Source organism: Enterobacter sp. EC_50, from assembly GCF_019584525.1.
GTDB lineage: Bacteria > Pseudomonadota > Gammaproteobacteria > Enterobacterales > Enterobacteriaceae > Enterobacter > Enterobacter roggenkampii.
The window spans coordinates 61,961-81,433 of sequence record NZ_VDAF01000005.1; the positions used below are offsets into that span (position 1 = coordinate 61,961).

A 19,473-nucleotide genomic window follows, 5' to 3' on the forward strand; every position below is an offset into this window, starting at 1 on the left:
ATGGTGCATCCGGGAGGATTCGAACCTCCGACCGCTCGGTTCGTAGCCGAGTACTCTATCCAGCTGAGCTACGGATGCATCGGGATTTACTACTGTACTGCTCGATGTTCATATCACTTCTAAAGCAATATGAAGTAATAGATGGTGCATCCGGGAGGATTCGAACCTCCGACCGCTCGGTTCGTAGCCGAGTACTCTATCCAGCTGAGCTACGGATGCAAAATGGCGGTGAGGCGGGGATTCGAACCCCGGATGCAGCTTTTGACCGCATACTCCCTTAGCAGGGGAGCGCCTTCAGCCTCTCGGCCACCTCACCACACAACGCCTCTTTCGAGTGCTTCGAGTAACTCGTTAAGAGCTTCTCGTCGCTGCGTGGCGCATATATTACTTTCTGGGACTTATAAGTCAAACAATTTTCCAAAAGCTTTTATCGTTTGCACAAATCACACGCAATTCGCATGTAAAAGCCGCAAAGAGGGTGTTTTATAAGCGGATTTTGCAGGCATCTTCACAGAAAACTGATGCGGAAAAGACAGTGTTGGGACGAGATAAGGGTAGCGGAGTGGTCAAAAAGAGAGCGATTGAAATTAAACGGTAACTTTGCGCAGGAAAAATAGCGGGAGGGTTGCGTCTCGCCCGACAGCGAGACGCGACAATATCAGTAACTGGACTGCTGGGATTTTTCAGCCTGGATACGCTGGTAGATCTCTTCACGGTGGACAGATACTTCTTTAGGAGCGTTAACACCAATACGTACCTGGTTACCCTTTACCCCTAAAACTGTCACGGTGACCTCATCCCCAATCATGAGGGTCTCACCAACTCGACGAGTCAGAATCAGCATTCTTTGCTCCTTGAAAGATTAAAAGAGTCGGGTCTCTTGTATCCCGGCATTATCCATCATATAACGCCAAAAAGTAAGCGATGACAAACACGTAAAGTGTAAGCAGTCACGGCATCACATTCTGTTAAACGTAAGTTTAGCCGATATACACAAACTCAACCTGACTTTATCGTTATCGATAGCACAGTGAACAAGACGCCATAACGTTACCGCTATGGCGTCTGCTTGTGCTTTGTAGTTATTACAGTTTCGCGCTTACCCAGCTTTCAACGCTGGCTAATGCCGCAGGAAGTGCCGCCGCATCCGTACCACCGGCTTGCGCCATGTCCGGACGACCGCCACCCTTGCCGCCCACCTGCTGAGCGACCATGCCAATCAGTTCCCCTGCTTTTACGCGGTCAGTCACATCCTTAGAGACGCCCGCAATCAGAGAAACCTTACCTTCTGCTACTGTCGCCAGCACGATAACGGTAGAACCGAGCTGGTTCTTGAGATCGTCGACCATAGTACGCAGCATCTTAGGCTCAACGCCCGCCAGATCGCTGACCAGCAGTTTGACGCCCTTAATGTCTACAGCCTTGCTGGAGAGGTTTGCACTCTCCTGCGCCGCAGCCTGCTCTTTCAGCTGCTGCAGCTCTTTTTCCAGCTGACGCGTGCGATCCAGCGCAACGCGCACTTTCTCGCCCAGGTTCTGGCTATCGCCTTTCAGCAGCTGCGCGATGTCGTGCAGCTGATCGCTCTGCGCATGCAGGCTGGCAATCGCACCTTCACCGGTCACCGCTTCAATACGACGCACGCCTGCCGCCGTACCCGACTCGGAAACGATGCGGAACAGGCCGATGTCACCGGTGCGCGAGGCGTGTGTACCGCCGCACAGTTCGGTAGAGAAGTCGCCCATGCTCAACACGCGAACACGTTCGTCGTATTTCTCGCCAAACAGCGCCATCGCACCTTTTTTCTTCGCGTCTTCGAGATCCATGATGTGGGTCTCGATTGGCAGGTTACGACGGATCTGCGCGTTCACCAGATCTTCCACCGCGCGGATTTCAGACGGCTTCATCGCTTCAAAATGCGAGAAGTCGAAGCGCAGCACTTTATCGTTAACCAGAGAACCTTTCTGTGCAACGTGGGTACCGAGCACGTCGCGCAGGGCAGCGTGCATCAGGTGGGTTGCCGAGTGGTTCAGACGAATGCGCGCGCGGCGAGCTTCATCAACGTTAGCCTGGACGCCCTCGCCCACTTTCAGAGAACCGGAAACCAGTTTGCCCTGGTGGCCAATCGCCTGACCGTATTTCTGGGTATCGGTCACGCTGAAGCTAAAGCCATTGCCCTTCAGTTCGCCTTTATCGCCAACCTGGCCGCCGGATTCGGCGTAGAACGGCGTTTTGTCCAGAATGACTACGGCTTCCTGACCTGCGCTGATGCTGTCCACGGCTTTGCCGTCAACAAACAGGGCGGTCACTTTGCCAGTCAGTTCCAGCGCCTCATAGCCTTTGAATTCAGACGCGCTATCAACGCGAATCATCGCGTTGTAGTCTGCACCGAAACCGCTGGACTCGCGCGCACGACGGCGCTGCTCTTCCATCGCGGCTTCGAAGCCCGCTTCGTCAACTTTAATGTTACGCTCGCGGCAAACGTCCGCCGTCAGGTCAACCGGGAAGCCGTAGGTGTCGTACAGGCGGAAAGCGGTTTCGCCGTCCAGGGTGTCGCCCTTAAGCTTCGCCAGCTCTTCGTCCAGCAGCGCCAGACCGCGCTCCAGCGTGCGGGCAAACTGCTCTTCTTCGGTTTTCAGAACCTGCTCAACCTGCGCCTGCTGGCGTTTCAGCTCGTCACCCGCTGACCCCATCACGCCAATCAGTGGCCCAACGAGTTTATAGAAGAAGGTGTCCTTCGCGCCCAGCATGTTGCCGTGACGGATAGCACGACGAATGATACGACGCAGCACGTAGCCACGGTTTTCATTCGACGGGATAACGCCGTCGGCAATCAGGAACGCGCAGGAACGAATGTGGTCCGCGATAACGCGCAGCGATTTGTTGTTCAGGTCGGTCGCGCCGGTGACTTCCGCAACGGCTTTGATCAGAGTGCTGAACAGGTCAATCTCATAGTTGGAGTTAACGTGCTGCAGTACCGCGGCAATACGCTCCAGACCCATACCGGTATCAACGGAAGGCTTCGGCAGCGGCTCCATGGTACCGTCGGCCTGACGGTTGAACTGCATGAAGACGATGTTCCAGATCTCAATGTAGCGATCGCCGTCTTCTTCCGGGCTGCCTGGAGGGCCACCCCAGATGTGGTCGCCGTGATCGTAGAAGATCTCGGTGCACGGACCGCAAGGACCGGTGTCACCCATCTGCCAGAAGTTGTCAGACGCGTATGGCGCGCCTTTGTTATCACCGATGCGAATAATACGCTCGCGCGGGATACCGACCTCTTTTTCCCAGATTTCGTAGGCTTCGTCATCGGTTTCATAGACGGTAACCCACAGACGCTCTTTCGGCAGGTTGAACCAGTTTTCACCGGTCAGCAGTTCCCACGCGTATTGAATGGCATCGTGTTTGAAGTAGTCGCCGAAGCTGAAGTTACCCAGCATTTCGAAGAAGGTGTGGTGACGCGCGGTGTAACCGACGTTTTCCAGGTCGTTGTGTTTACCGCCCGCACGCACGCAACGCTGTGAGGTTGTGGCGCGGGAATAATTACGCTTGTCGAGACCAAGGAACACATCCTTGAACTGGTTCATCCCGGCGTTGGTAAACAGCAGAGTCGGATCGTTGTTCGGTACCAGGGAGCTGCTGGCAACAACCTGGTGTCCCTTACTATGGAAAAAATCGAGAAACGCCTGACGGATCTCAGCGGTGCTCTTGCTCATAATTATCCTGAAATCAAGCTAACGAAATGTCGTAGCCAGCCTGTATCGGTAAACCGTTGGACAGACCAGCTACTGGAAAAAGTGGGAATAAGATAAGTTTTCTTTAGTGGGAAGTAAAATCCCGCATGCGTTCAATCGGCAAAATTACGCCAGATATCCTGAATATCTTCCATCAGGAAGCCGCGGTAGAGCAAAAAGCGCTGGATTTTGACTTTTTCTGAAAAATCACGCGGCAGCGGTTCGCCGTACTTGCGAATGGCCTGCTCTTTTGCCAGCTCGCACCAGTCAATGTCGCACTCGCGCATCGCTTTTTCGATGGACTCCCGGGCCACCCCTTTCTGGTTCAGCTCCTGCCGGATGCGCGCAGGGCCGTACCCCTTGCGGCCGCGGCTGGCGAGAAAGCGCGAGGCAAAGCGGTCATCGTCCAGGTAATGATGCTCATAGCACCAGGCCACCACGCGGTCGTAGTCTTCCGCCGTGGCATCAATCTCTTCCGGCCCGTTTTTACTCATCACCGGAGCCGACAGCTTCCGCCGCAGCTCCTGCTCACTGTGGTCACGCACGGCCAGGATGCGCACCGCACGATCCAGCAAGCGCGCGTAGGCGGGTCGGCGTGATGTCGGTTCACTCATAAAAAACCTGTAGAATCAGAAATGCAAAAAGGGCCGCATCAGCAGCCCTTCATCTTTACACGAGAGACTTAAAAGTCTTCGTTGGTTTCTTCAGCATCCGCAGCATCGACTACGAAATCAGGTTTGGAGTCCTGGTTGTTCAGCAGAAGCTCGCGCACCTTCTTCTCAATCTCTTTCGCCGCAGCCGGGTTCTCTTTCAGCCAGGAGATAGCATTCGCTTTACCCTGACCAATCTTGTCACCGTTGTAGCTGTACCAGGCGCCCGCTTTTTCAATCAGCTTCTCTTTCACGCCCAGGTCAACCAGTTCACCGTAGAAGTTGATCCCTTCACCGTAGAGGATCTGGAACTCAGCCTGTTTGAACGGTGCAGCGATTTTGTTCTTCACCACCTTCACGCGGGTTTCGCTACCGACGACGTTTTCACCCTCTTTCACCGCACCGATACGGCGGATATCCAGACGGACAGACGCGTAGAATTTCAGGGCGTTACCACCGGTTGTGGTTTCCGGGTTACCGAACATCACACCAATTTTCATACGGATCTGGTTGATGAAGATCAGCAGCGTGTTGGACTGCTTCAGGTTACCGGCCAGCTTACGCATCGCCTGGCTCATCATACGTGCCGCGAGGCCCATGTGAGAGTCGCCGATTTCACCTTCGATTTCCGCTTTTGGCGTCAGTGCGGCAACGGAGTCAACAACGATAACGTCAACCGCACCGGAGCGCGCCAGCGCGTCACAAATTTCCAGGGCCTGCTCACCGGTGTCCGGCTGAGAACACAGCAGGTTGTCGATGTCCACGCCCAGCTTACGCGCATAAACAGGATCCAGCGCGTGCTCGGCATCGATGAACGCACAGGTTTTACCTTCGCGCTGTGCCGCAGCAATCACCTGCAGCGTCAGGGTGGTTTTACCGGAGGATTCTGGCCCGTAGATCTCTACGATACGGCCCATTGGCAGGCCGCCCGCGCCCAGCGCGATATCCAGAGAAAGCGAACCGGTGGAGATCGTTTCCACATCCATGGTACGGTCTTCACCCAGGCGCATGATGGAGCCTTTACCGAATTGCTTTTCGATCTGGCCCAGTGCTGCCGCCAACGCTTTCTGTTTGTTTTCGTCGATAGCCATTATTACTCCTGTCATGCCGGGAGAAGCGACTGTGCTTCACCGTGGATTTCTGTTCTGTTGGTGCAATTATACTGTATGGTCATACAGTATCAAGTGTTTTGTAGAAATTGTTGCCAGAGCGTTTTTAACGCATATTCCGTTGCCTGACGGCGCACGCTTTCGCGATCGCCGCTGAAGCACTCCCGGCGGGTGATCCCTTCCCCTTTAGACGTGGCAAACCCAAACCAGACGGTGCCAACAGGCTTCACGTCGCTGCCGCCGTCCGGCCCCGCGATGCCGCTAATGGAAATCGCGTAATCTGCCCGCGCCGCCTTGAGCGCGCCAATGGCCATTTCAATGACCACCGGTTCACTGACCGCGCCATGCTGTTCCAGCGTGGCTTCACGCACGCCAATCATTTGTGCCTTAGCTTCGTTACTGTAGGTCACAAAACCGCGTTCAAACCAGGCGGAACTGCCGGCAATATCGGTAATCACTTTCGCCACCCAGCCGCCGGTGCAGGATTCCGCGGTGGTGATTGTCGCCCCACGCTGCTTAAGCGCCAGGCCAACGATCTCGCTAAGCTGCATCAATTCATGGTCAGTCATTCTCGCTCCAGGCATCAGAAAAACGTGCTGCACAAGATAGCACTTTCTCGTCAGATGTGGGGATGCGCTTCAGGTTTTACGAGGGGGCTTCAGAAAAAAGCCGGTGCAAACGCACCGGCCGTGGAAGAGGTTATTTCATGCTGTCGGCGAGGGTATTCACATTGTGGCGGAACGCCTTGACGTAGGTGTCTGCCACGCCGCCTTTTGCCGACAAGGCCTCCGGGTAAAGTTCTCCCCCTGGCTGCGCGCCCGTCGCCGAGGCAATCTGCTTCACCAGACGCGGATCGAGCTGGTTTTCCATAAACCAGGTTTTTACGCCGTCGGCTTTGATCTGATTGATGATCTCAGCAACCTGCGCCGCGCTGGCCTCGCTCTCTGAAGAGAGTCCTTGAGGTGCCATGAAGGTTACGCCATAAGCGCGGCTGAAATAGCCGAAGGCGTCATGGCTGGTCAGCACCTTGCGCTTCGCCTGCGGGATCTGGCTAAAGCGCGTTTTGGCCCAGCTATCCAGCTGGTTGAGCTGCGTGATATAGGGTTTACCGGAGGCTTCCAGCGCGGCTTTGTCCTGCGGATCGGCTTTCACCAGCCCGTTCAGAATATTTTGTGCATATAACGCCCCGTTCGCCGCGCTGTTCCACGCGTGCGGATCGGTCACGGTCTTTCCATCTTCCTCAAGCGTGTGCGTTTTCACGCCTGTTGAGGCGATGACCAGTTGCCCTTTGAACCCGGAGGCTTTCACCAGGCGGTCAAGCCAGCCCTCCAGCCCCAGACCGTTCACCACCACCACATCGGCCTTGCTCAGCGCCGCGCTGTCCTTCGGCGACGGTTCGAAGGTATGCGGATCGCCGTCCGGCCCCACCAGCGTCGTCACCTTCACATGATCGCCGCCCACCTCCTGGGTGATATCCCCCAGTATCGAGAAGCTGGTGACCACATTCAGCGTTTTCGCCATCACGCCCTGCGACATCATCCCCAGCGCGAGCGCCACTGCCACTACTAGTCCTGTACGTTTCATCGTTTCCCCTTGCGTTAAAAATACGCCCGCAGACTGCCAGCGAGCCTGCTTCGCGTACCCAATAAAATGGAAATAAAGAACAGCGCGCTGGCGGTGAGCACAATGGATGGCCCGGCCGGGAGACTCATCGCCCAGGAGAGGCTCAACCCCAGCCATGCGCAGACAATACCGCTGATGCCCGCCATCAGGAGTAACGCCGGTAGCGTGCGTACCCAGCAGCGTGCCGCCACGGCTGGCAGCATCATCAGACCGACGGCCATCAGCGTGCCGAGCACCTGAAAACCGGCCACCAGGTTAAGCACCAGCAGCGCCAGAAACAGTCCGTGCAGCAGGCCGGGCAGCCAGCGGGCGTTCACCTGTAGCCAGGCGGTGTCAAACGCTTCGGTAACCAGGCCGCGATAAAACATTGCCAGCACGATAAGAGTGAACATGCACACGGCTGTGACAAACAGCGCGGCGTCGTTGTCCACGGCGAGGATGGAGCCAAACAGCAGATGCAGCAGATCGACATTCGACCCACGAAGCGATACCAGCGTGACCCCCAGCGCCAGTGAGCCAAGATAAAACCCGGCAAAGCTGGCATCTTCCTTAAGCGGCGTGCGTCGGCTGACCAGACCGGCCAGCAGCGCCACGGTAATGCCCGCGACAAAACCGCCGATACTCATTGCCAGCAGCGACAGGCCGCTGAGCAGGTATCCCACGGCGACGCCCGGCAAAATAGCGTGAGAAAGGGCATCGCCCATCAGGCTCATCCGGCGCAGCTGGAGGAATACGCCGAGCGCGGTGGTGCTGATAGAAAGCGCCAGGCAAACCACCAGCGCGCGGCGCATAAAGCCGTACTCGATGAACGGCTGGAAGAATGTGTGCCAGATCATGCCACCCTCACCCGCTCGGTTTTCCACTGAGGCACGTCAGCATCCAGCCGCAACGTCTGCGGGAAGTGGCGCGACACGCGCTCGCTGTCGTGCAGTACCGCGAGCAGCGTTTGCCCCTGCATATACATCTCCAGCATCACATCCATCAGCACGTTACAGGTGGCTTCATCGATGCCGGTAAAGGGCTCGTCCAGCATCACCAGCGGCGCCTGCTGTACCAGGACGCGGGCAAACAGCATGCGCTGGAACTGGCCGCCGGAGAGCTCATCAATGGTGGATGATGCCATGGATTCCAGCCCGACCCGCTCAAGCGCGCTGGCAATACGCAACCGCGTTTCGCGACGAAACCCGGAAAGCAGCGAAATGCCCGGCCAGCAGCCCATGCTGACGACATCGCGAACGGTCAGCGGAAACTGCACCTCCAGCGCGTGACGCTGTGCCAGCCAGCCAATCACCGGGCGCTTCCCCTGCCAGCGAAAACCGCCGCTTACGGGTGGGATAAAACCCGCGAGCGTTTTCAGCAGCGTGGATTTGCCGCAGCCGTTGGCCCCAACAATGGCGGTCATGCTGCCGCGTTCAATGACGCCCGAAAGCGCGCGCGTGACGGGCTGGTGGTCGTAACCCGCAACCAGTTCATTCATCACGATCATGGCAATGCCACCGCCCAGCGCACGGCCAGGCCGAGAAAGACGATAAGCACCAGCGCCAGCAAAAGCCGAACCGGCGCAGACAGAGAGAAAAGGGACATTGACATCTCGGCACCAATTTAAATGTTATAACATAACAATAATGAAAGGTGATTAGGATGTAAATGGCAGGGTTGAAAAGGGAGTGTGGCGAAATGTTTCTGCAAAACGCCCTCTCCCATGGGAGAGGGCAACAGGCCGCACCGTGCGCGCAGCCATGCCGGGTGGCGGCGTTGCCTTACCCGGCCTACCCGTCGGGGTAACTTACTGACTAAACGGTGACGCCGCCGGCACGCGGGCCTGCGATACCGCCAGCCCCAGCTGCCATACGGCCATCGCATAGTGGGTGCTGTGGTTATAGCGGGTGATGGTGTAGAAGTTCGGCAGCCCGTACCAGTACTGATAGCCCGTTCCGACATCGAGACGCAGCAGACTCGCCTGCTGTGCATTGCCCAGCGGCTGCGTTGGCGTTAGGCCTGCCGCGGACAGCTGCGAAATGCTGTAGTTGGTTTTGAAGCCGTTTTCCAGCCCCGGCGCCTGACCGTTCGCCTGTACCGCCACCTGGCCGCCCGGCACCCAGCCGTGCGCTTTGAAGTAGTTCGCCACGCTGCCGATGGCATCCACCGGATCCCACAGGTTGATATGGCCATCTCCGTTAAAGTCGACGGCATACTGCTTATAGGACGACGGCATAAACTGGCCGTAGCCCATCGCGCCGGCAAACGACCCTTTCAGATCGAGCGGATCGTCCTGCTCGTTGCGCGCCATCAGCAGGAAGGTTTCCAGCTCGGAAGAGAAATACTCCGCGCGGCGCGGGTAGTTAAAGGAGAGCGTCGCCAGCGCATCCAGAATGCGGGTTTTGCCCATCACGCGGCCCCAGCGGGTTTCCACGCCGATAATCCCGACGATAATTTCAGGCGGCACGCCGTACACCTGCCACGCGCGGTTAAGCGCATCTTCATACTGATTCCAGAACGCCACGCCGTTTTGCACGTTGTCCGGGGTAATGAACTGTTTGCGATAGCGCAGCCACGCCCCATTTGGCCCGCTCGGCACCTGGGCCGTCGGCGCCTGTCTGTCCATCAGGCGCAGCACGTAGTCCAGACGCTTGGCCTGAGACAAAATTTCGTGCAGCTGCTGTCTGTCAAAGCCGTGCTTGCTCACCATTTTATCGATGAACTGCTCGGCCGCCGGGTTATTCGCGAAGTCGCCGCCCATCTGCATCATATTGTGCTGCGGCTCCAGCAGGAATCCTCCGGAAGGCGCGCCCGCCGTTTGCTGAACGGCTTCGGTCTTAGGTTTGCTACTACAGGCAGACAGCAGAATAAGCGCAGGCAACAGCGCTGCATAACGACGCTTGAACATGAGACATCCATTTAACGGGTTCGATAAGAACCCAGTATGGTAAAGCATCCGCAACACCTCAAGGAAGCGGTACGCACCTCCCCAACGCAAATCCGTGCTTTTTTCCCCCGAAAATCATTCACCACGTCAATTATCTTTCAAAATAATCCATTTTTCTTTCATTGTGAGATCTAACTAACACTTTAAAACCTTTCAAAGTGATTATTATTAGCCACAGATAGACAAAAACAAACGCCCTACAGGAGAGAAGAATGATAGAAACCATCACCCACGGCGCCGAGTGGTTCATCGGGCTGTTTCAGAAAGGCGGAGAAGTGTTCACCGGCATGGTGACCGGGATCCTGCCCCTGCTGATCAGCCTGCTGGTGATCATGAACGCGCTGATTAACTTTATCGGCCAGCAGCGCATTGAGCGCTTCGCCCAGCGCTGCGCCGGAAACCCGCTGTCCCGCTACCTGATACTGCCCTTTATCGGCACCTTCGTGTTCTGCAACCCGATGACCTTAAGCCTCGGCCGCTTTATGCCAGAGAAGTACAAGCCGAGCTATTACGCCGCCGCCTCCTACAGCTGCCATTCCATGAACGGCCTGTTCCCACACATCAACCCCGGCGAACTGTTCGTTTATCTCGGGATCGCCAGCGGCCTGACCACGCTTGGCCTGCCGCTCGGCCCGCTGGCGGTGAGCTACCTGCTGGTCGGTCTGGTGACCAACTTCTTCCGCGGCTGGGTGACCGACCTCACCACCGCCATTTTTGAGAAAAAAATGGGCATCCAGCTTCAACAGAAAGTCCATCTTTCAGGAGCCACAGCATGAACCGGATCCGCATTGAGAAAGGCAAGGGCGGCTGGGGCGGCCCGCTGGAGTTCGACGCCACCGAAGGCAAAAAGATTGTGTACATCACCGCGGGCACGCGCCCGGCGATCGTCGACACGTTGCGCGATCTGACCGGCTGGGAAGCGGTCGATGGCTTCAAGGAAGGCGAACCGCCGGAAGCGGAAATTGGCGTGGCGGTGATCGACTGCGGCGGCACGCTGCGCTGCGGCATCTATCCGAAGCGCCGCATTCCGACGGTAAATATTCACTCCACCGGGAAATCCGGCCCGCTGGCGCAGTACATCCTCGAAGACATTTATGTCTCAGGCGTGAAGGAAGACAACATCACCCTGGTGAAGGGGACGTCTGCGCCGCAAAAAGCGGCCCCGCGCGAGTACGACACCAGCAAGAAAATTACCGAGCAGAGCGACGGCCTGCTGGCAAAGGTCGGGATGGGGATGGGGTCCGCCGTGGCGGTGCTGTTCCAGTCCGGGCGCGACACCATCGACACGGTGCTGAAGACCATCCTGCCGTTTATGGCGTTCGTCTCGGCGCTGATCGGCATCATCATGGCCTCCGGCCTGGGCGACTGGATTGCCCACGGCCTCGCCCCGCTCGCCAGCCACCCGCTTGGGCTGGTGACGCTGGCGCTGATCTGCTCCTTCCCGCTGCTGTCGCCGTTCCTCGGCCCGGGCGCGGTGATTGCTCAGGTCATCGGCGTGCTGATTGGCGTGCAGATTGGTCTGGGGAACATTCCCCCGCACCTCGCCCTGCCCGCCCTGTTTGCCATTAACGCCCAGGCAGCGTGCGACTTTATCCCCGTGGGGCTGTCGCTGGCGGAAGCACGCCAGGACACCGTGCGCGTGGGCGTGCCGTCCGTGCTGGTCAGCCGCTTCCTGACGGGCGCGCCGACGGTGCTGATTGCCTGGTTTGTCTCCGGCTTTATTTATCAATAAGAGGTTCCTGCCATGACCGTGATTTACCAGACCACCATTACCCGCATCGGCCAGAGCGCGGCGGATGCGCTGAGCGACCAGATGCTGATCACCTTTCGCGAAGGGGCGCCTGCGGATATCGAAGAGTTTTGCTTCATCCACTGCCACGGCGAGCTGAACGGTGAGCTAAAGGCCGGGAGCCAGCTGGAGCTGGGCGAGGCGCGCTATGCCGTGACCGCCGTCGGCGACGTCGCTGAACAAAACCTGCGCGAGCTGGGCCACATCACCCTGCGTTTCGACGGCCAGCCGCAGGCGGAATATCCCGGCACGGTTCACGTAGCGGGCCCGGTTCCGCAGGCCGTTACCCCAGGCTGCACGTTAAAATTTGTTGCGTAATTAAGGAGATAGACATGAGTCAGGTTGCCGTTGTCATTGGTGGGGGACAAACCTTAGGCGAGTTCCTCTGCCGTGGGCTTGCCGCTGAGGGTTACCGCGTGGCGGTAGTGGATATTCAGAGTGAAAAGGCCGCCCGCGTGGCGGACACCATCAACACCGAGTTTGGCGAAGGAATGGCTTACGGGTTTGGCGCCGACGCCACCAGCGAGCAGAGCGTGATGGCGCTCGCCCGCGGCGTGGACGACATTTTTGGGCGTACCGACCTGCTGGTTTACAGCGCCGGCATTGCGAAAGCGGCCTTTATCAGCGACTTCGAGCTGGGGGATTTTGACCGCTCGCTGCAGGTCAATCTGGTGGGCTATTTCCTCTGCGCCCGCGAGTTTTCCCGTCTGATGATCCGCGACGGCATTCAGGGGCGCATCATTCAGATCAACTCAAAATCGGGGAAAGTGGGCAGCAAGCACAACTCCGGCTACAGCGCGGCGAAGTTTGGCGGCGTGGGGCTGACGCAGTCTCTGGCGCTGGATCTGGCCGAATACGGCATTACCGTCCACTCGCTGATGCTGGGCAATCTGCTGAAATCGCCGATGTTCCAGTCCCTGCTGCCGCAGTACGCCACCAAGCTCGGTATTAAAGCGGAAGAAGTGGAGCAGTACTACATCGATAAAGTGCCGCTCAAGCGCGGGTGCGACTATCAGGACGTGCTGAACATGCTGCTGTTTTACGCCAGCCCGAAAGCCTCATACTGCACCGGACAGTCGATTAACGTCACCGGTGGGCAGGTGATGTTCTGAGTTCATTCCCCGGTGGCGCTGCGCTTACCGGGGCTACCATCCCCGCAGGCCGGGTAAGGCGCAGCCGCCACCCGGCAATTAAAGGAGCCGATATGGTCACCGCACTCATTACCGTCGCCGCCCTCGCCTGGATCTGCCAGATGGCGTTTGGCGGCTGGCAAATCCATCGGTTTAACCGCGCGTTTGACGCCCTGTGCCAGAAAGGCCGCGTGGGCGTCGGGCGTTCCGGTGGACGTTTCAAGCCGCGGGTCGTCGTGGCTGTTGCGCTGGATGAAAACAACAAGGTCTGCGATTCCCTCATCATGCGCGGCATGACCGTCTTTGCCCGTCCGGTGAAAATCCAGGCAATCAACGGCATTTCGCTGCAGGAATTGCAGCCCGATGTGATCTTTCCCCATGATCCACTTTGTCAGAATGCACTATCATTAGCGCTTAATCTGAAACATGGATAATTTCGTTGTGAAAGATATAGACTTGCGAAATTATCATTTCGCAACCTAAGGAACGAAGCGCCTATGAAACCTCGTCAGCGGCAGGCGGCCATTCTTGAGCATCTGCAAAAACAGGGAAAATGCTCGGTGGAGGATCTGGCCCACTACTTTGACACCACCGGCACGACGATACGCAAGGACCTCGTATTGCTCGAAAACTCTGGCGCCGTCATTCGAACCTACGGCGGCGTGGTGCTCAATAAAGACGAAGCGGACCCGCCTATCGACCACAAAACGCTGATCAATACCCACCAGAAAGCGCTGATTGCCGAAGCCGCCGTAAAATTTATCCACGATGGCGACTCGATCATTCTGGATGCAGGCAGTACCGTCCTGCAGATGATCCCCCTGCTCAGCCGCTTTAACAACATCACGGTGATGACCAACAGCCTGCACATCGTCAACGCCCTGTCGGAGAACGACTGCGAGCAGACCATCCTGATGCCCGGCGGCACCTTCCGCAAAAAATCGGCGTCGTTTCACGGACAGCTGGCGGAGAACGCCTTCGACCACTTCAGCTTCGATAAACTGTTCATGGGCACCGACGGCATCGACCTGAACGCGGGCGTCACCACCTTCAACGAGGTGTTCAGCGTCAGTAAAGCCATGTGCAACGCCGCGCGGGAAGTGATTTTGATGGCGGACTCGTCGAAGTTTGGCCGCAAAAGCCCCAACATAGTCTGTAGCCTTGAAAGCGTTGATAAGCTGATTACCGACGCGGGTATCGATCCGGCGTTCAAAAAAGCGCTGGAAGAGAAAGGCATCGACGTGATCGTAACCGGAGAGAGAGATGAGTGATTTTCTGTTAGAAACGGGCCGCCAGACGCTGATGCTGGAGCTGCAGGAAGCCAGCCGCCTGCCGGAACGTCTGGGCGAGGATTTTGTCCGCGCGGCCAACACCATTATCCACTGCGAAGGCAAAGTGATCGTGGCGGGCATCGGTAAATCCGGCCATATCGGCAAAAAGATTGCCGCGACGCTGGCCAGCACCGGCACCCCGGCCTTCTTCGTGCACCCTGCCGAAGCGCTGCACGGCGATCTGGGAATGATTGAAAGCCGCGACGTGATGCTGTTTATCTCCTACTCCGGTTCGGCGAAAGAGCTGGATCTCATTATTCCGCGCCTGCAGGAAAAATCGGTCGCCCTGCTGGCGATGACCGGGAAATCCCGCTCGCCCCTGGCGCTGGCCGCCAAAGCAACGCTGGATATTTCCGTTGAGCGTGAAGCCTGTCCGATGCACCTCGCCCCCACCTCCAGCACCGTAAATACCCTGATGATGGGCGACGCGCTGGCGATGGCGGTAATGCAGGCGCGCGGGTTTAACGAAGAAGATTTCGCCCGTTCGCATCCGGCGGGTGCGCTCGGAGCGCGCCTGCTCAACAAGGTTCACCACCTGATGCGCACAGAAGATGCGATTCCACAGGTCAAACTCAATACCAGCGTCATGGACGCGATGCTGGAGCTGAGCCGTACCGGTCTGGGGCTGGTGGCGGTGTGCGATGACGACGGATACGTCAAAGGCGTGTTCACCGACGGCGACCTGCGCCGCTGGCTGGTGAGCGGCGGTAAGCTGGAAACAGACGTGTCGGACGCCATGACCCAGGGCGGGCTGACGCTGAACGCCGAGAGCCGCGCCATTGAAGCCAAAGAGGTGCTGATGAAGCGCAAAATCACCGCCGCACCGGTGGTGGATGACACCGGCAGGCTGTGCGGTGCCATCAACCTGCAGGATTTCTATCAGGCCGGGATTATCTAACCCTTCAGCCCGAGACGCTTCGCCAGCCGGTGCAGGTTGGCGACGTCCATCTCCAGCGCCCGGGCGCACGCCGCCCAGTTGCGGTTGTTCTGCTCCAGCGCGCGGGTAATCATCTGACGCTGAAACGCCTCTGTCGCGTCACGCAGATTTTCATGCGCTCTCTCTGGTACAGCCTGCGCAATAGACGCAATTTCATCATGCTGCGCAAAATGCCGGGCATGTATAACCACTTCATCACCCGAACGCGTCGCTCGCGCCAGCACCACCGCGCGGTGAATCGCGTGCTCCAGCTCGCGCACGTTGCCCGGCCAGCCGTAGCTCAGCAGATGCGCCCTCGCCCCCGGGCTTAACACCACGCGGGAAAGCCCCATCCTGAGACGGCACTGTTCGCAGAAATAGCCCGCCAGCAGCACCACGTCGTCCCCGCGCTCGCGCAGCGGCGGCACGGTAAGCGGAAACACGCTCAGGCGGTGGAACAGGTCGGCGCGGAACTGTCCGGCCAGCACCGCCTCACGCAGGTCGCGGTTGGTTGCCGCCAGCACGCGAACGTCCACTCTGTGACTGCGGTCATCCCCCACGCGCTGGATATCGCCGTACTGCAATACGCGCAGGAGTTTGGCCTGGAGCGACAGAGAGAGCTCGCCAATTTCATCCAGAAACAGCGTGCCGTTATCGGCCATTTCGAACTTGCCGCTGCGGTTGCTGATGGCGCCGGTAAACGCCCCTTTGACGTGGCCAAACAATTCGCTTTCCGCCACGCTTTCCGGCAGCGCGGCGCAGTTGAGGTACACCAGCGGACTGACCGCGCGCGGCGACGCTTCGTGAATCGACTTCGCCACCAGCTCCTTGCCGGTGCCGGTCTCCCCGAAGATCAGCACGTTCAAATCGGACGCGGCAACAATCTCAATCTCTTTTTTGAGCTGCGCCATGCCCGGCGAGAGGCCAATCATCTCCGTGTGCGTCACCTGCTCAAACGCCGCCGGGCTGCCGGGAGAAATATTCTGACTCTCCAGCTGTTCAATCAGCAGCGCATTGTTCAGCGCCCCGGCGGCCAGGGCGGCAATCAGGCGAAGCTCCTCATCGCTGAAGGTATCGAACTGGTCCGGTGACAGGCCGTCGAGGGTCAGCGCCCCAATCAGATTCTGCCCGGCAAACAGCGGCAGGCCGATACAGGCGTGCACCTTCAGGCTCTCCTGGCCTGGAATCAGCCCGTCGTACGGGTCGGGCAGATCGCTGTCCGCCGGGAAGCGCACCACGTCACCCGCGCGGGCGATAGTTTCCAGACGCGGATGGCCTTCAAGGGTAAAGCGCCGCCCGAGCACGTCCTTCGCCAGGCCGTCGATGGCCAGGGGAATAAACTGCCGCCCCTCGTAGCGCAGCAGCGCCGAGGCGTCGCACGCCAGCACGTGGCGCAGCGTGGAGATCAGCCGCTGGAAGCGGTCCTGATGACCAATACCGGTTTGCAGTTCAATGGCGATTTTCGCCAGCACGTCTACGGAAAAGCTCATCTCTGCCTCGCTGTCATTTTGACAATGCATGTTGTCATAGTGACACTGTTTTTAATAGTCATAATGACTACCCATTTCGGATCGTCAAAGCATTAAGCTATAAAAATCAATGTATTAAAAGTTGGCACGCGGCTTGATATAAGCAAACCATCCTATTTGAAAAACGCGATATTACGCTGAGGTTTGCTATGTCTATTCTGGTTAAAAATAACATTCATTGGGTGGGTCAACGTGACTGGGAAGTGCGCGATTTCCACGGGACGGAATATAAAACGCTGCGCGGCAGCAGCTACAACAGCTATCTCATTCGTGAAGGTAAAAATGTGCTGATCGATACCGTCGATCACAAGTTCAGCCGCGAGTTCGTGCAGAACCTGCGCGGCGAAATCGATCTGAACGCCATCGACTACATCATCATCAACCACGCGGAGGAGGATCACGCCGGGGCCCTGACCGAGCTGATGTCGTATATTCCGGACACCCCGATCTACTGCACCACCAACGCCATCGACTCGATCAACGGCCACCACCACCATCCGGAGTGGAACTTCCACATCGTGAAAACCGGCGACGCGCTGGATATCGGCAACGGCAAGCAGCTGATCTTCGTGGAAACGCCCATGCTGCACTGGCCGGACAGCATGATGACCTACATGACCGGCGACGCGGTGCTGTTCAGCAACGACGCCTTCGGCCAGCACTACTGCGACGAACGTCTGTTCAACGACGAGGTGGATCAGACCGAGCTGTTCGAACAGTGCCAGCGGTACTACGCCAACATCCTCACCCCGTTCAGCCGTCTGGTGACGCCTAAAATCACCGAGATCCTCGGCTTTAACCTGCCGGTGGAGATGATTGCCACCTCCCACGGCGTGGTGTGGCGTGAAAACCCCACCCAGATCGTGGAGCTGTACCTGAAGTGGGCGGCGGATTATCAGGAAGATCGCATCACGATCTTCTACGACACCATGTCCAACAACACCCGCATGATGGCGGACGCCATTGCCCAGGGCATCAACGAAGTGGACCCGAACGTGGCGGTGAAAATCTTCAACGTGGCGCGCAGCGATAAAAACGAGATCCTCACCAACGTCTTCCGCTCCAAGGGCGTTCTGGTGGGCACCTCCACCATGAACAACGTGATGATGCCGAAGATTGCCGGTCTGGTCGAAGAGATGACCGGCCTGCGTTTTCGCAACAAGCGCGCCAGCGCCTTTGGCTCCCACGGCTGGAGCGGCGGCGCGGTCGACCGCCTTTCCACCCGTTTACAGGATGCAGGGTTTGAGATGTCGATGAGTCTGAAGGCGAAATGGCGGCCGGATATCGACGCCCTGGAAATCTGCCGCCAGCACGGCCGCGACATTGCCCGTCAGTGGGCGCTCGCACCGCTGCCGGAAACCGCCCCCGCTGCGGCGGTTGCGCCGGAAGCCGTAGCTGAAGCCGCCGCTGCCGACCTCGGTCCTTGCATGCAGTGCAGCGTGTGCCAGTGGATTTACGACCCGGAACGGGGCGAGCCGCTGCAGGATGTCGCCCCGGGCACGCCGTGGAGCGAGGTGCCGGACAATTTCCTCTGCCCGGAATGTTCCCTCGGGAAAGACGTCTTTGATGAACTGGCAACGGAGGCAAAATGAGCCACGGCATCGTCATTATCGGCTCGGGCTTTGCCGCCCGCCAGCTAGTGAAAAATATCCGCAAGCAGGACGCTAACGTGCCGCTGACGCTGATCGCCGCCGACAGCATGGACGAGTACAACAAGCCTGATTTAAGCCACGTCATTAGCCAGAACCAGCGCGCAGACGATCTCACCCGCCAGACGGCGGGGGCGTTCGCAGAACAGTTTAACCTGCGTCTGTTTCCGTACACCTGGGTCACCGATATCGACGCCAACGCCCGTCTGGTGAAAGCGAAAGATAAAACCTGGCAGTACGACAAGCTGGTGCTGGCCACGGGTGCCTCTGCGTTTGTGCCGCCGGTTGAGGGCCGCGAGCTGATGGTCACGCTCAACAGCCAGCAGGCGTATCAGGCCAGCGAAACGGAGCTTCGCGACGCCACGCGGGTGATGATTGTCGGCGGCGGGCTGATCGGTACCGAGCTGGCGATGGACTTCTGCCGGGCGGGAAAATCCGTGACCCTGGTCGACCACGCGGCGAGCATTCTGTCAGCGCTGATGCCCGCGGAAGTGAGCAGTCGCTTACAGCATCGTCTGACCGACATGGGCGTGCATCTGCTGCTGAAATCGCAGCTGCAGAGCCTGAGCAAAACCGGCAGCGGCATACGTGCGACGCTCGACCGCAGCCGCAGCGTGGAGGTGGATGTGGTGATTGCGGCGACGGGGTTGCGCCCGGAAACGGCGCTGGCGCACCGCGCAGGCGCCGAAATCAACCGCGGCGTGAAGGTTAACAGCTACCTGCAAACCACCCAGCCGGACATGTATGCCCTGGGCGACTGCGCGGAAATTAACGGCCAGGTGCTGCCGTTCCTGCAACCGATTCAGTTAAGCGCCATGTGCCTGGCGAAAAACCTGCTCGGCGGCAACGCCCCGGTGAAATTACCCGCCATGCTGGTCAAAGTGAAAACGCCGGAATTACCGCTGCATCTCGCAGGCGAAACGCAGCGTCAGGATCTGGACTGGCAGATTGCCCTTTCGCCGCAGGGCATGGTGGCGCGCGGCACCGATACCGACGGTCAGATGCGCGCCTTTGTCGTCAGTGAGGACAGAATGAAGGAGGCCTTCGCCCTGCTGAAATCGCTCCCTGCTTAACCCTCGTATTGCCGGGT

19 protein-coding genes and 3 tRNA genes are annotated in these 19,473 nt (G+C 58.3%); 9 read left to right on the forward strand and 13 right to left on the reverse strand.

Annotated features, from left to right (window positions below):
* Position 1 precedes the first annotated feature (1 nt).
* The 12 genes from FHC48_RS05895 to mltB all read right to left on the reverse strand — a co-directional run bounded on the left by FHC48_RS05895 (position 2) and on the right by mltB (position 10,000).
* Positions 2 to 78, reverse strand: a tRNA-Arg gene (locus FHC48_RS05895).
* Between the two features lie 64 nt (positions 79 to 142).
* Positions 143 to 219 (reverse strand) — tRNA-Arg (locus tag FHC48_RS05900).
* 4 nt (positions 220 to 223) lie between these two features.
* A tRNA-Ser gene (locus FHC48_RS05905) sits at positions 224 to 316 on the reverse strand.
* Between the two features lie 342 nt (positions 317 to 658).
* Complete coding sequence (gene csrA / locus FHC48_RS05910) at positions 659 to 844, reverse strand: carbon storage regulator CsrA (RefSeq protein WP_000906486.1); 186 nt, start codon at positions 842 to 844, stop codon at positions 659 to 661.
* Positions 845 to 1,085: 241 nt separating this feature from the next.
* Entirely contained in the window at positions 1,086 to 3,713 is a 2,628-nt protein-coding gene (gene alaS / locus FHC48_RS05915; RefSeq protein ID WP_008499543.1) for an alanine--tRNA ligase, read from the reverse strand.
* A 131-nt stretch (positions 3,714 to 3,844) separates the two neighbouring features.
* The gene (gene recX / locus FHC48_RS05920) at positions 3,845 to 4,345 is read right to left on the reverse strand and encodes a recombination regulator RecX (RefSeq protein ID WP_059363621.1); all 501 of its coding nucleotides are present in this window, start codon (positions 4,343 to 4,345) and stop codon (positions 3,845 to 3,847) included.
* Positions 4,346 to 4,413: 68 nt separating this feature from the next.
* The gene (recA, locus tag FHC48_RS05925) at positions 4,414 to 5,472 is read right to left on the reverse strand and encodes a recombinase RecA (protein WP_008499546.1); all 1,059 of its coding nucleotides are present in this window, start codon (positions 5,470 to 5,472) and stop codon (positions 4,414 to 4,416) included.
* Positions 5,473 to 5,561: 89 nt separating this feature from the next.
* On the reverse strand, positions 5,562 to 6,059 hold the full coding sequence (pncC, locus tag FHC48_RS05930; protein WP_023617003.1) for a nicotinamide-nucleotide amidase: 498 nt from the start codon (positions 6,057 to 6,059) through the stop codon (positions 5,562 to 5,564).
* A gap of 130 nt (positions 6,060 to 6,189) precedes the next feature.
* A complete protein-coding gene (locus tag FHC48_RS05935) occupies positions 6,190 to 7,074 on the reverse strand; it encodes a metal ABC transporter substrate-binding protein (RefSeq protein ID WP_046091876.1) in 885 nt (294 codons plus the stop codon).
* A 14-nt stretch (positions 7,075 to 7,088) separates the two neighbouring features.
* Positions 7,089 to 7,949: a metal ABC transporter permease gene (locus FHC48_RS05940; protein WP_045354344.1), complete on the reverse strand. Its 861-nt coding sequence runs from the start codon at positions 7,947 to 7,949 to the stop codon at positions 7,089 to 7,091.
* Positions 7,946 to 8,599: a metal ABC transporter ATP-binding protein gene (locus FHC48_RS05945; protein WP_059363622.1), complete on the reverse strand. Its 654-nt coding sequence runs from the start codon at positions 8,597 to 8,599 to the stop codon at positions 7,946 to 7,948. Before FHC48_RS05945 ends, FHC48_RS05940 begins: the two co-directional genes overlap by 4 nt.
* Before the next feature lie 300 nt (positions 8,600 to 8,899).
* The gene (gene mltB / locus FHC48_RS05950) at positions 8,900 to 10,000 is read right to left on the reverse strand and encodes a lytic murein transglycosylase B (RefSeq protein WP_008499552.1); all 1,101 of its coding nucleotides are present in this window, start codon (positions 9,998 to 10,000) and stop codon (positions 8,900 to 8,902) included.
* Between the two features lie 251 nt (positions 10,001 to 10,251).
* Between mltB and srlA the strand changes: the two genes are divergently transcribed.
* The 7 genes from srlA to gutQ all read left to right on the forward strand — a co-directional run bounded on the left by srlA (position 10,252) and on the right by gutQ (position 15,187).
* A complete protein-coding gene (gene srlA / locus FHC48_RS05955) occupies positions 10,252 to 10,815 on the forward strand; it encodes a PTS glucitol/sorbitol transporter subunit IIC (protein ID WP_059363624.1) in 564 nt (187 codons plus the stop codon).
* On the forward strand, positions 10,812 to 11,771 hold the full coding sequence (locus FHC48_RS05960) for a PTS glucitol/sorbitol transporter subunit IIB (RefSeq protein ID WP_059363625.1): 960 nt from the start codon (positions 10,812 to 10,814) through the stop codon (positions 11,769 to 11,771). Before srlA ends, FHC48_RS05960 begins: the two co-directional genes overlap by 4 nt.
* A 12-nt stretch (positions 11,772 to 11,783) precedes the next feature.
* Positions 11,784 to 12,146, forward strand: a complete 363-nt coding sequence (gene srlB, locus FHC48_RS05965; protein WP_008499554.1) for a PTS glucitol/sorbitol transporter subunit IIA — start codon at positions 11,784 to 11,786, stop codon at positions 12,144 to 12,146.
* A 14-nt stretch (positions 12,147 to 12,160) separates the two neighbouring features.
* Complete coding sequence (srlD, locus tag FHC48_RS05970; protein WP_008499555.1) at positions 12,161 to 12,940, forward strand: sorbitol-6-phosphate dehydrogenase; 780 nt, start codon at positions 12,161 to 12,163, stop codon at positions 12,938 to 12,940.
* A 92-nt stretch (positions 12,941 to 13,032) separates the two neighbouring features.
* Positions 13,033 to 13,392 carry a transcriptional regulator GutM gene (gene gutM, locus FHC48_RS05975; protein ID WP_032653148.1) on the forward strand — a complete coding sequence of 120 codons (360 nt, stop codon included), beginning with the start codon at positions 13,033 to 13,035 and terminating at the stop codon, positions 13,390 to 13,392.
* Positions 13,393 to 13,455: 63 nt separating this feature from the next.
* Positions 13,456 to 14,229, forward strand: a complete 774-nt coding sequence (locus tag FHC48_RS05980) for a DNA-binding transcriptional repressor (RefSeq protein ID WP_008499558.1) — start codon at positions 13,456 to 13,458, stop codon at positions 14,227 to 14,229.
* Positions 14,222 to 15,187 (forward strand): arabinose-5-phosphate isomerase GutQ, encoded by a 966-nt coding sequence (gutQ, locus tag FHC48_RS05985; protein WP_045418125.1) that lies wholly within the window; start codon positions 14,222 to 14,224, stop codon positions 15,185 to 15,187. The genes FHC48_RS05980 and gutQ overlap by 8 nt, the downstream gene beginning before the upstream one ends.
* Here the strand turns inward: gutQ and norR are convergent.
* Positions 15,184 to 16,695 (reverse strand): nitric oxide reductase transcriptional regulator NorR, encoded by a 1,512-nt coding sequence (gene norR / locus FHC48_RS05990; protein WP_049122685.1) that lies wholly within the window; start codon positions 16,693 to 16,695, stop codon positions 15,184 to 15,186. The genes gutQ and norR overlap by 4 nt on opposite strands.
* 188 nt (positions 16,696 to 16,883) lie before the next feature.
* Here norR and norV point away from each other — a divergent pair, with 188 nt between their 5' ends.
* Positions 16,884 to 18,326: an anaerobic nitric oxide reductase flavorubredoxin gene (gene norV / locus FHC48_RS05995; protein WP_059363626.1), complete on the forward strand. Its 1,443-nt coding sequence runs from the start codon at positions 16,884 to 16,886 to the stop codon at positions 18,324 to 18,326.
* Positions 18,323 to 19,456, forward strand: a complete 1,134-nt coding sequence (gene norW, locus FHC48_RS06000) for an NADH:flavorubredoxin reductase NorW (RefSeq protein WP_045336553.1) — start codon at positions 18,323 to 18,325, stop codon at positions 19,454 to 19,456. Before norV ends, norW begins: the two co-directional genes overlap by 4 nt.
* Positions 19,457 to 19,473: the final 17 nt, after the last annotated feature.

Excerpts from the sequence above, each read along its gene's own strand:
- csrA (WP_000906486.1), bottom strand. The coding sequence starts at position 844 with ATGCTGATTCTGACTCGTCGAGTTGGTGAGACCCTCATGATTGGGGAT.
- alaS (WP_008499543.1), bottom strand. The coding sequence starts at position 3,713 with ATGAGCAAGAGCACCGCTGAGATCCGTCAGGCGTTTCTCGATTTTTTC.
- recX (WP_059363621.1), bottom strand. The coding sequence starts at position 4,345 with ATGAGTGAACCGACATCACGCCGACCCGCCTACGCGCGCTTGCTGGAT.
- recA (WP_008499546.1), bottom strand. The coding sequence starts at position 5,472 with ATGGCTATCGACGAAAACAAACAGAAAGCGTTGGCGGCAGCACTGGGC.
- pncC (WP_023617003.1), bottom strand. The coding sequence starts at position 6,059 with ATGACTGACCATGAATTGATGCAGCTTAGCGAGATCGTTGGCCTGGCG.
- FHC48_RS05935 (WP_046091876.1), bottom strand. The coding sequence starts at position 7,074 with ATGAAACGTACAGGACTAGTAGTGGCAGTGGCGCTCGCGCTGGGGATG.
- FHC48_RS05940 (WP_045354344.1), bottom strand. The coding sequence starts at position 7,949 with ATGATCTGGCACACATTCTTCCAGCCGTTCATCGAGTACGGCTTTATG.
- FHC48_RS05945 (WP_059363622.1), bottom strand. The coding sequence starts at position 8,599 with ATGATCGTGATGAATGAACTGGTTGCGGGTTACGACCACCAGCCCGTC.
- mltB (WP_008499552.1), bottom strand. The coding sequence starts at position 10,000 with ATGTTCAAGCGTCGTTATGCAGCGCTGTTGCCTGCGCTTATTCTGCTG.
- srlA (WP_059363624.1), top strand. The coding sequence starts at position 10,252 with ATGATAGAAACCATCACCCACGGCGCCGAGTGGTTCATCGGGCTGTTT.
- FHC48_RS05960 (WP_059363625.1), top strand. The coding sequence starts at position 10,812 with ATGAACCGGATCCGCATTGAGAAAGGCAAGGGCGGCTGGGGCGGCCCG.
- srlB (WP_008499554.1), top strand. The coding sequence starts at position 11,784 with ATGACCGTGATTTACCAGACCACCATTACCCGCATCGGCCAGAGCGCG.
- srlD (WP_008499555.1), top strand. The coding sequence starts at position 12,161 with ATGAGTCAGGTTGCCGTTGTCATTGGTGGGGGACAAACCTTAGGCGAG.
- gutM (WP_032653148.1), top strand. The coding sequence starts at position 13,033 with ATGGTCACCGCACTCATTACCGTCGCCGCCCTCGCCTGGATCTGCCAG.
- FHC48_RS05980 (WP_008499558.1), top strand. The coding sequence starts at position 13,456 with ATGAAACCTCGTCAGCGGCAGGCGGCCATTCTTGAGCATCTGCAAAAA.
- gutQ (WP_045418125.1), top strand. The coding sequence starts at position 14,222 with ATGAGTGATTTTCTGTTAGAAACGGGCCGCCAGACGCTGATGCTGGAG.
- norR (WP_049122685.1), bottom strand. The coding sequence starts at position 16,695 with ATGAGCTTTTCCGTAGACGTGCTGGCGAAAATCGCCATTGAACTGCAA.
- norV (WP_059363626.1), top strand. The coding sequence starts at position 16,884 with ATGTCTATTCTGGTTAAAAATAACATTCATTGGGTGGGTCAACGTGAC.
- norW (WP_045336553.1), top strand. The coding sequence starts at position 18,323 with ATGAGCCACGGCATCGTCATTATCGGCTCGGGCTTTGCCGCCCGCCAG.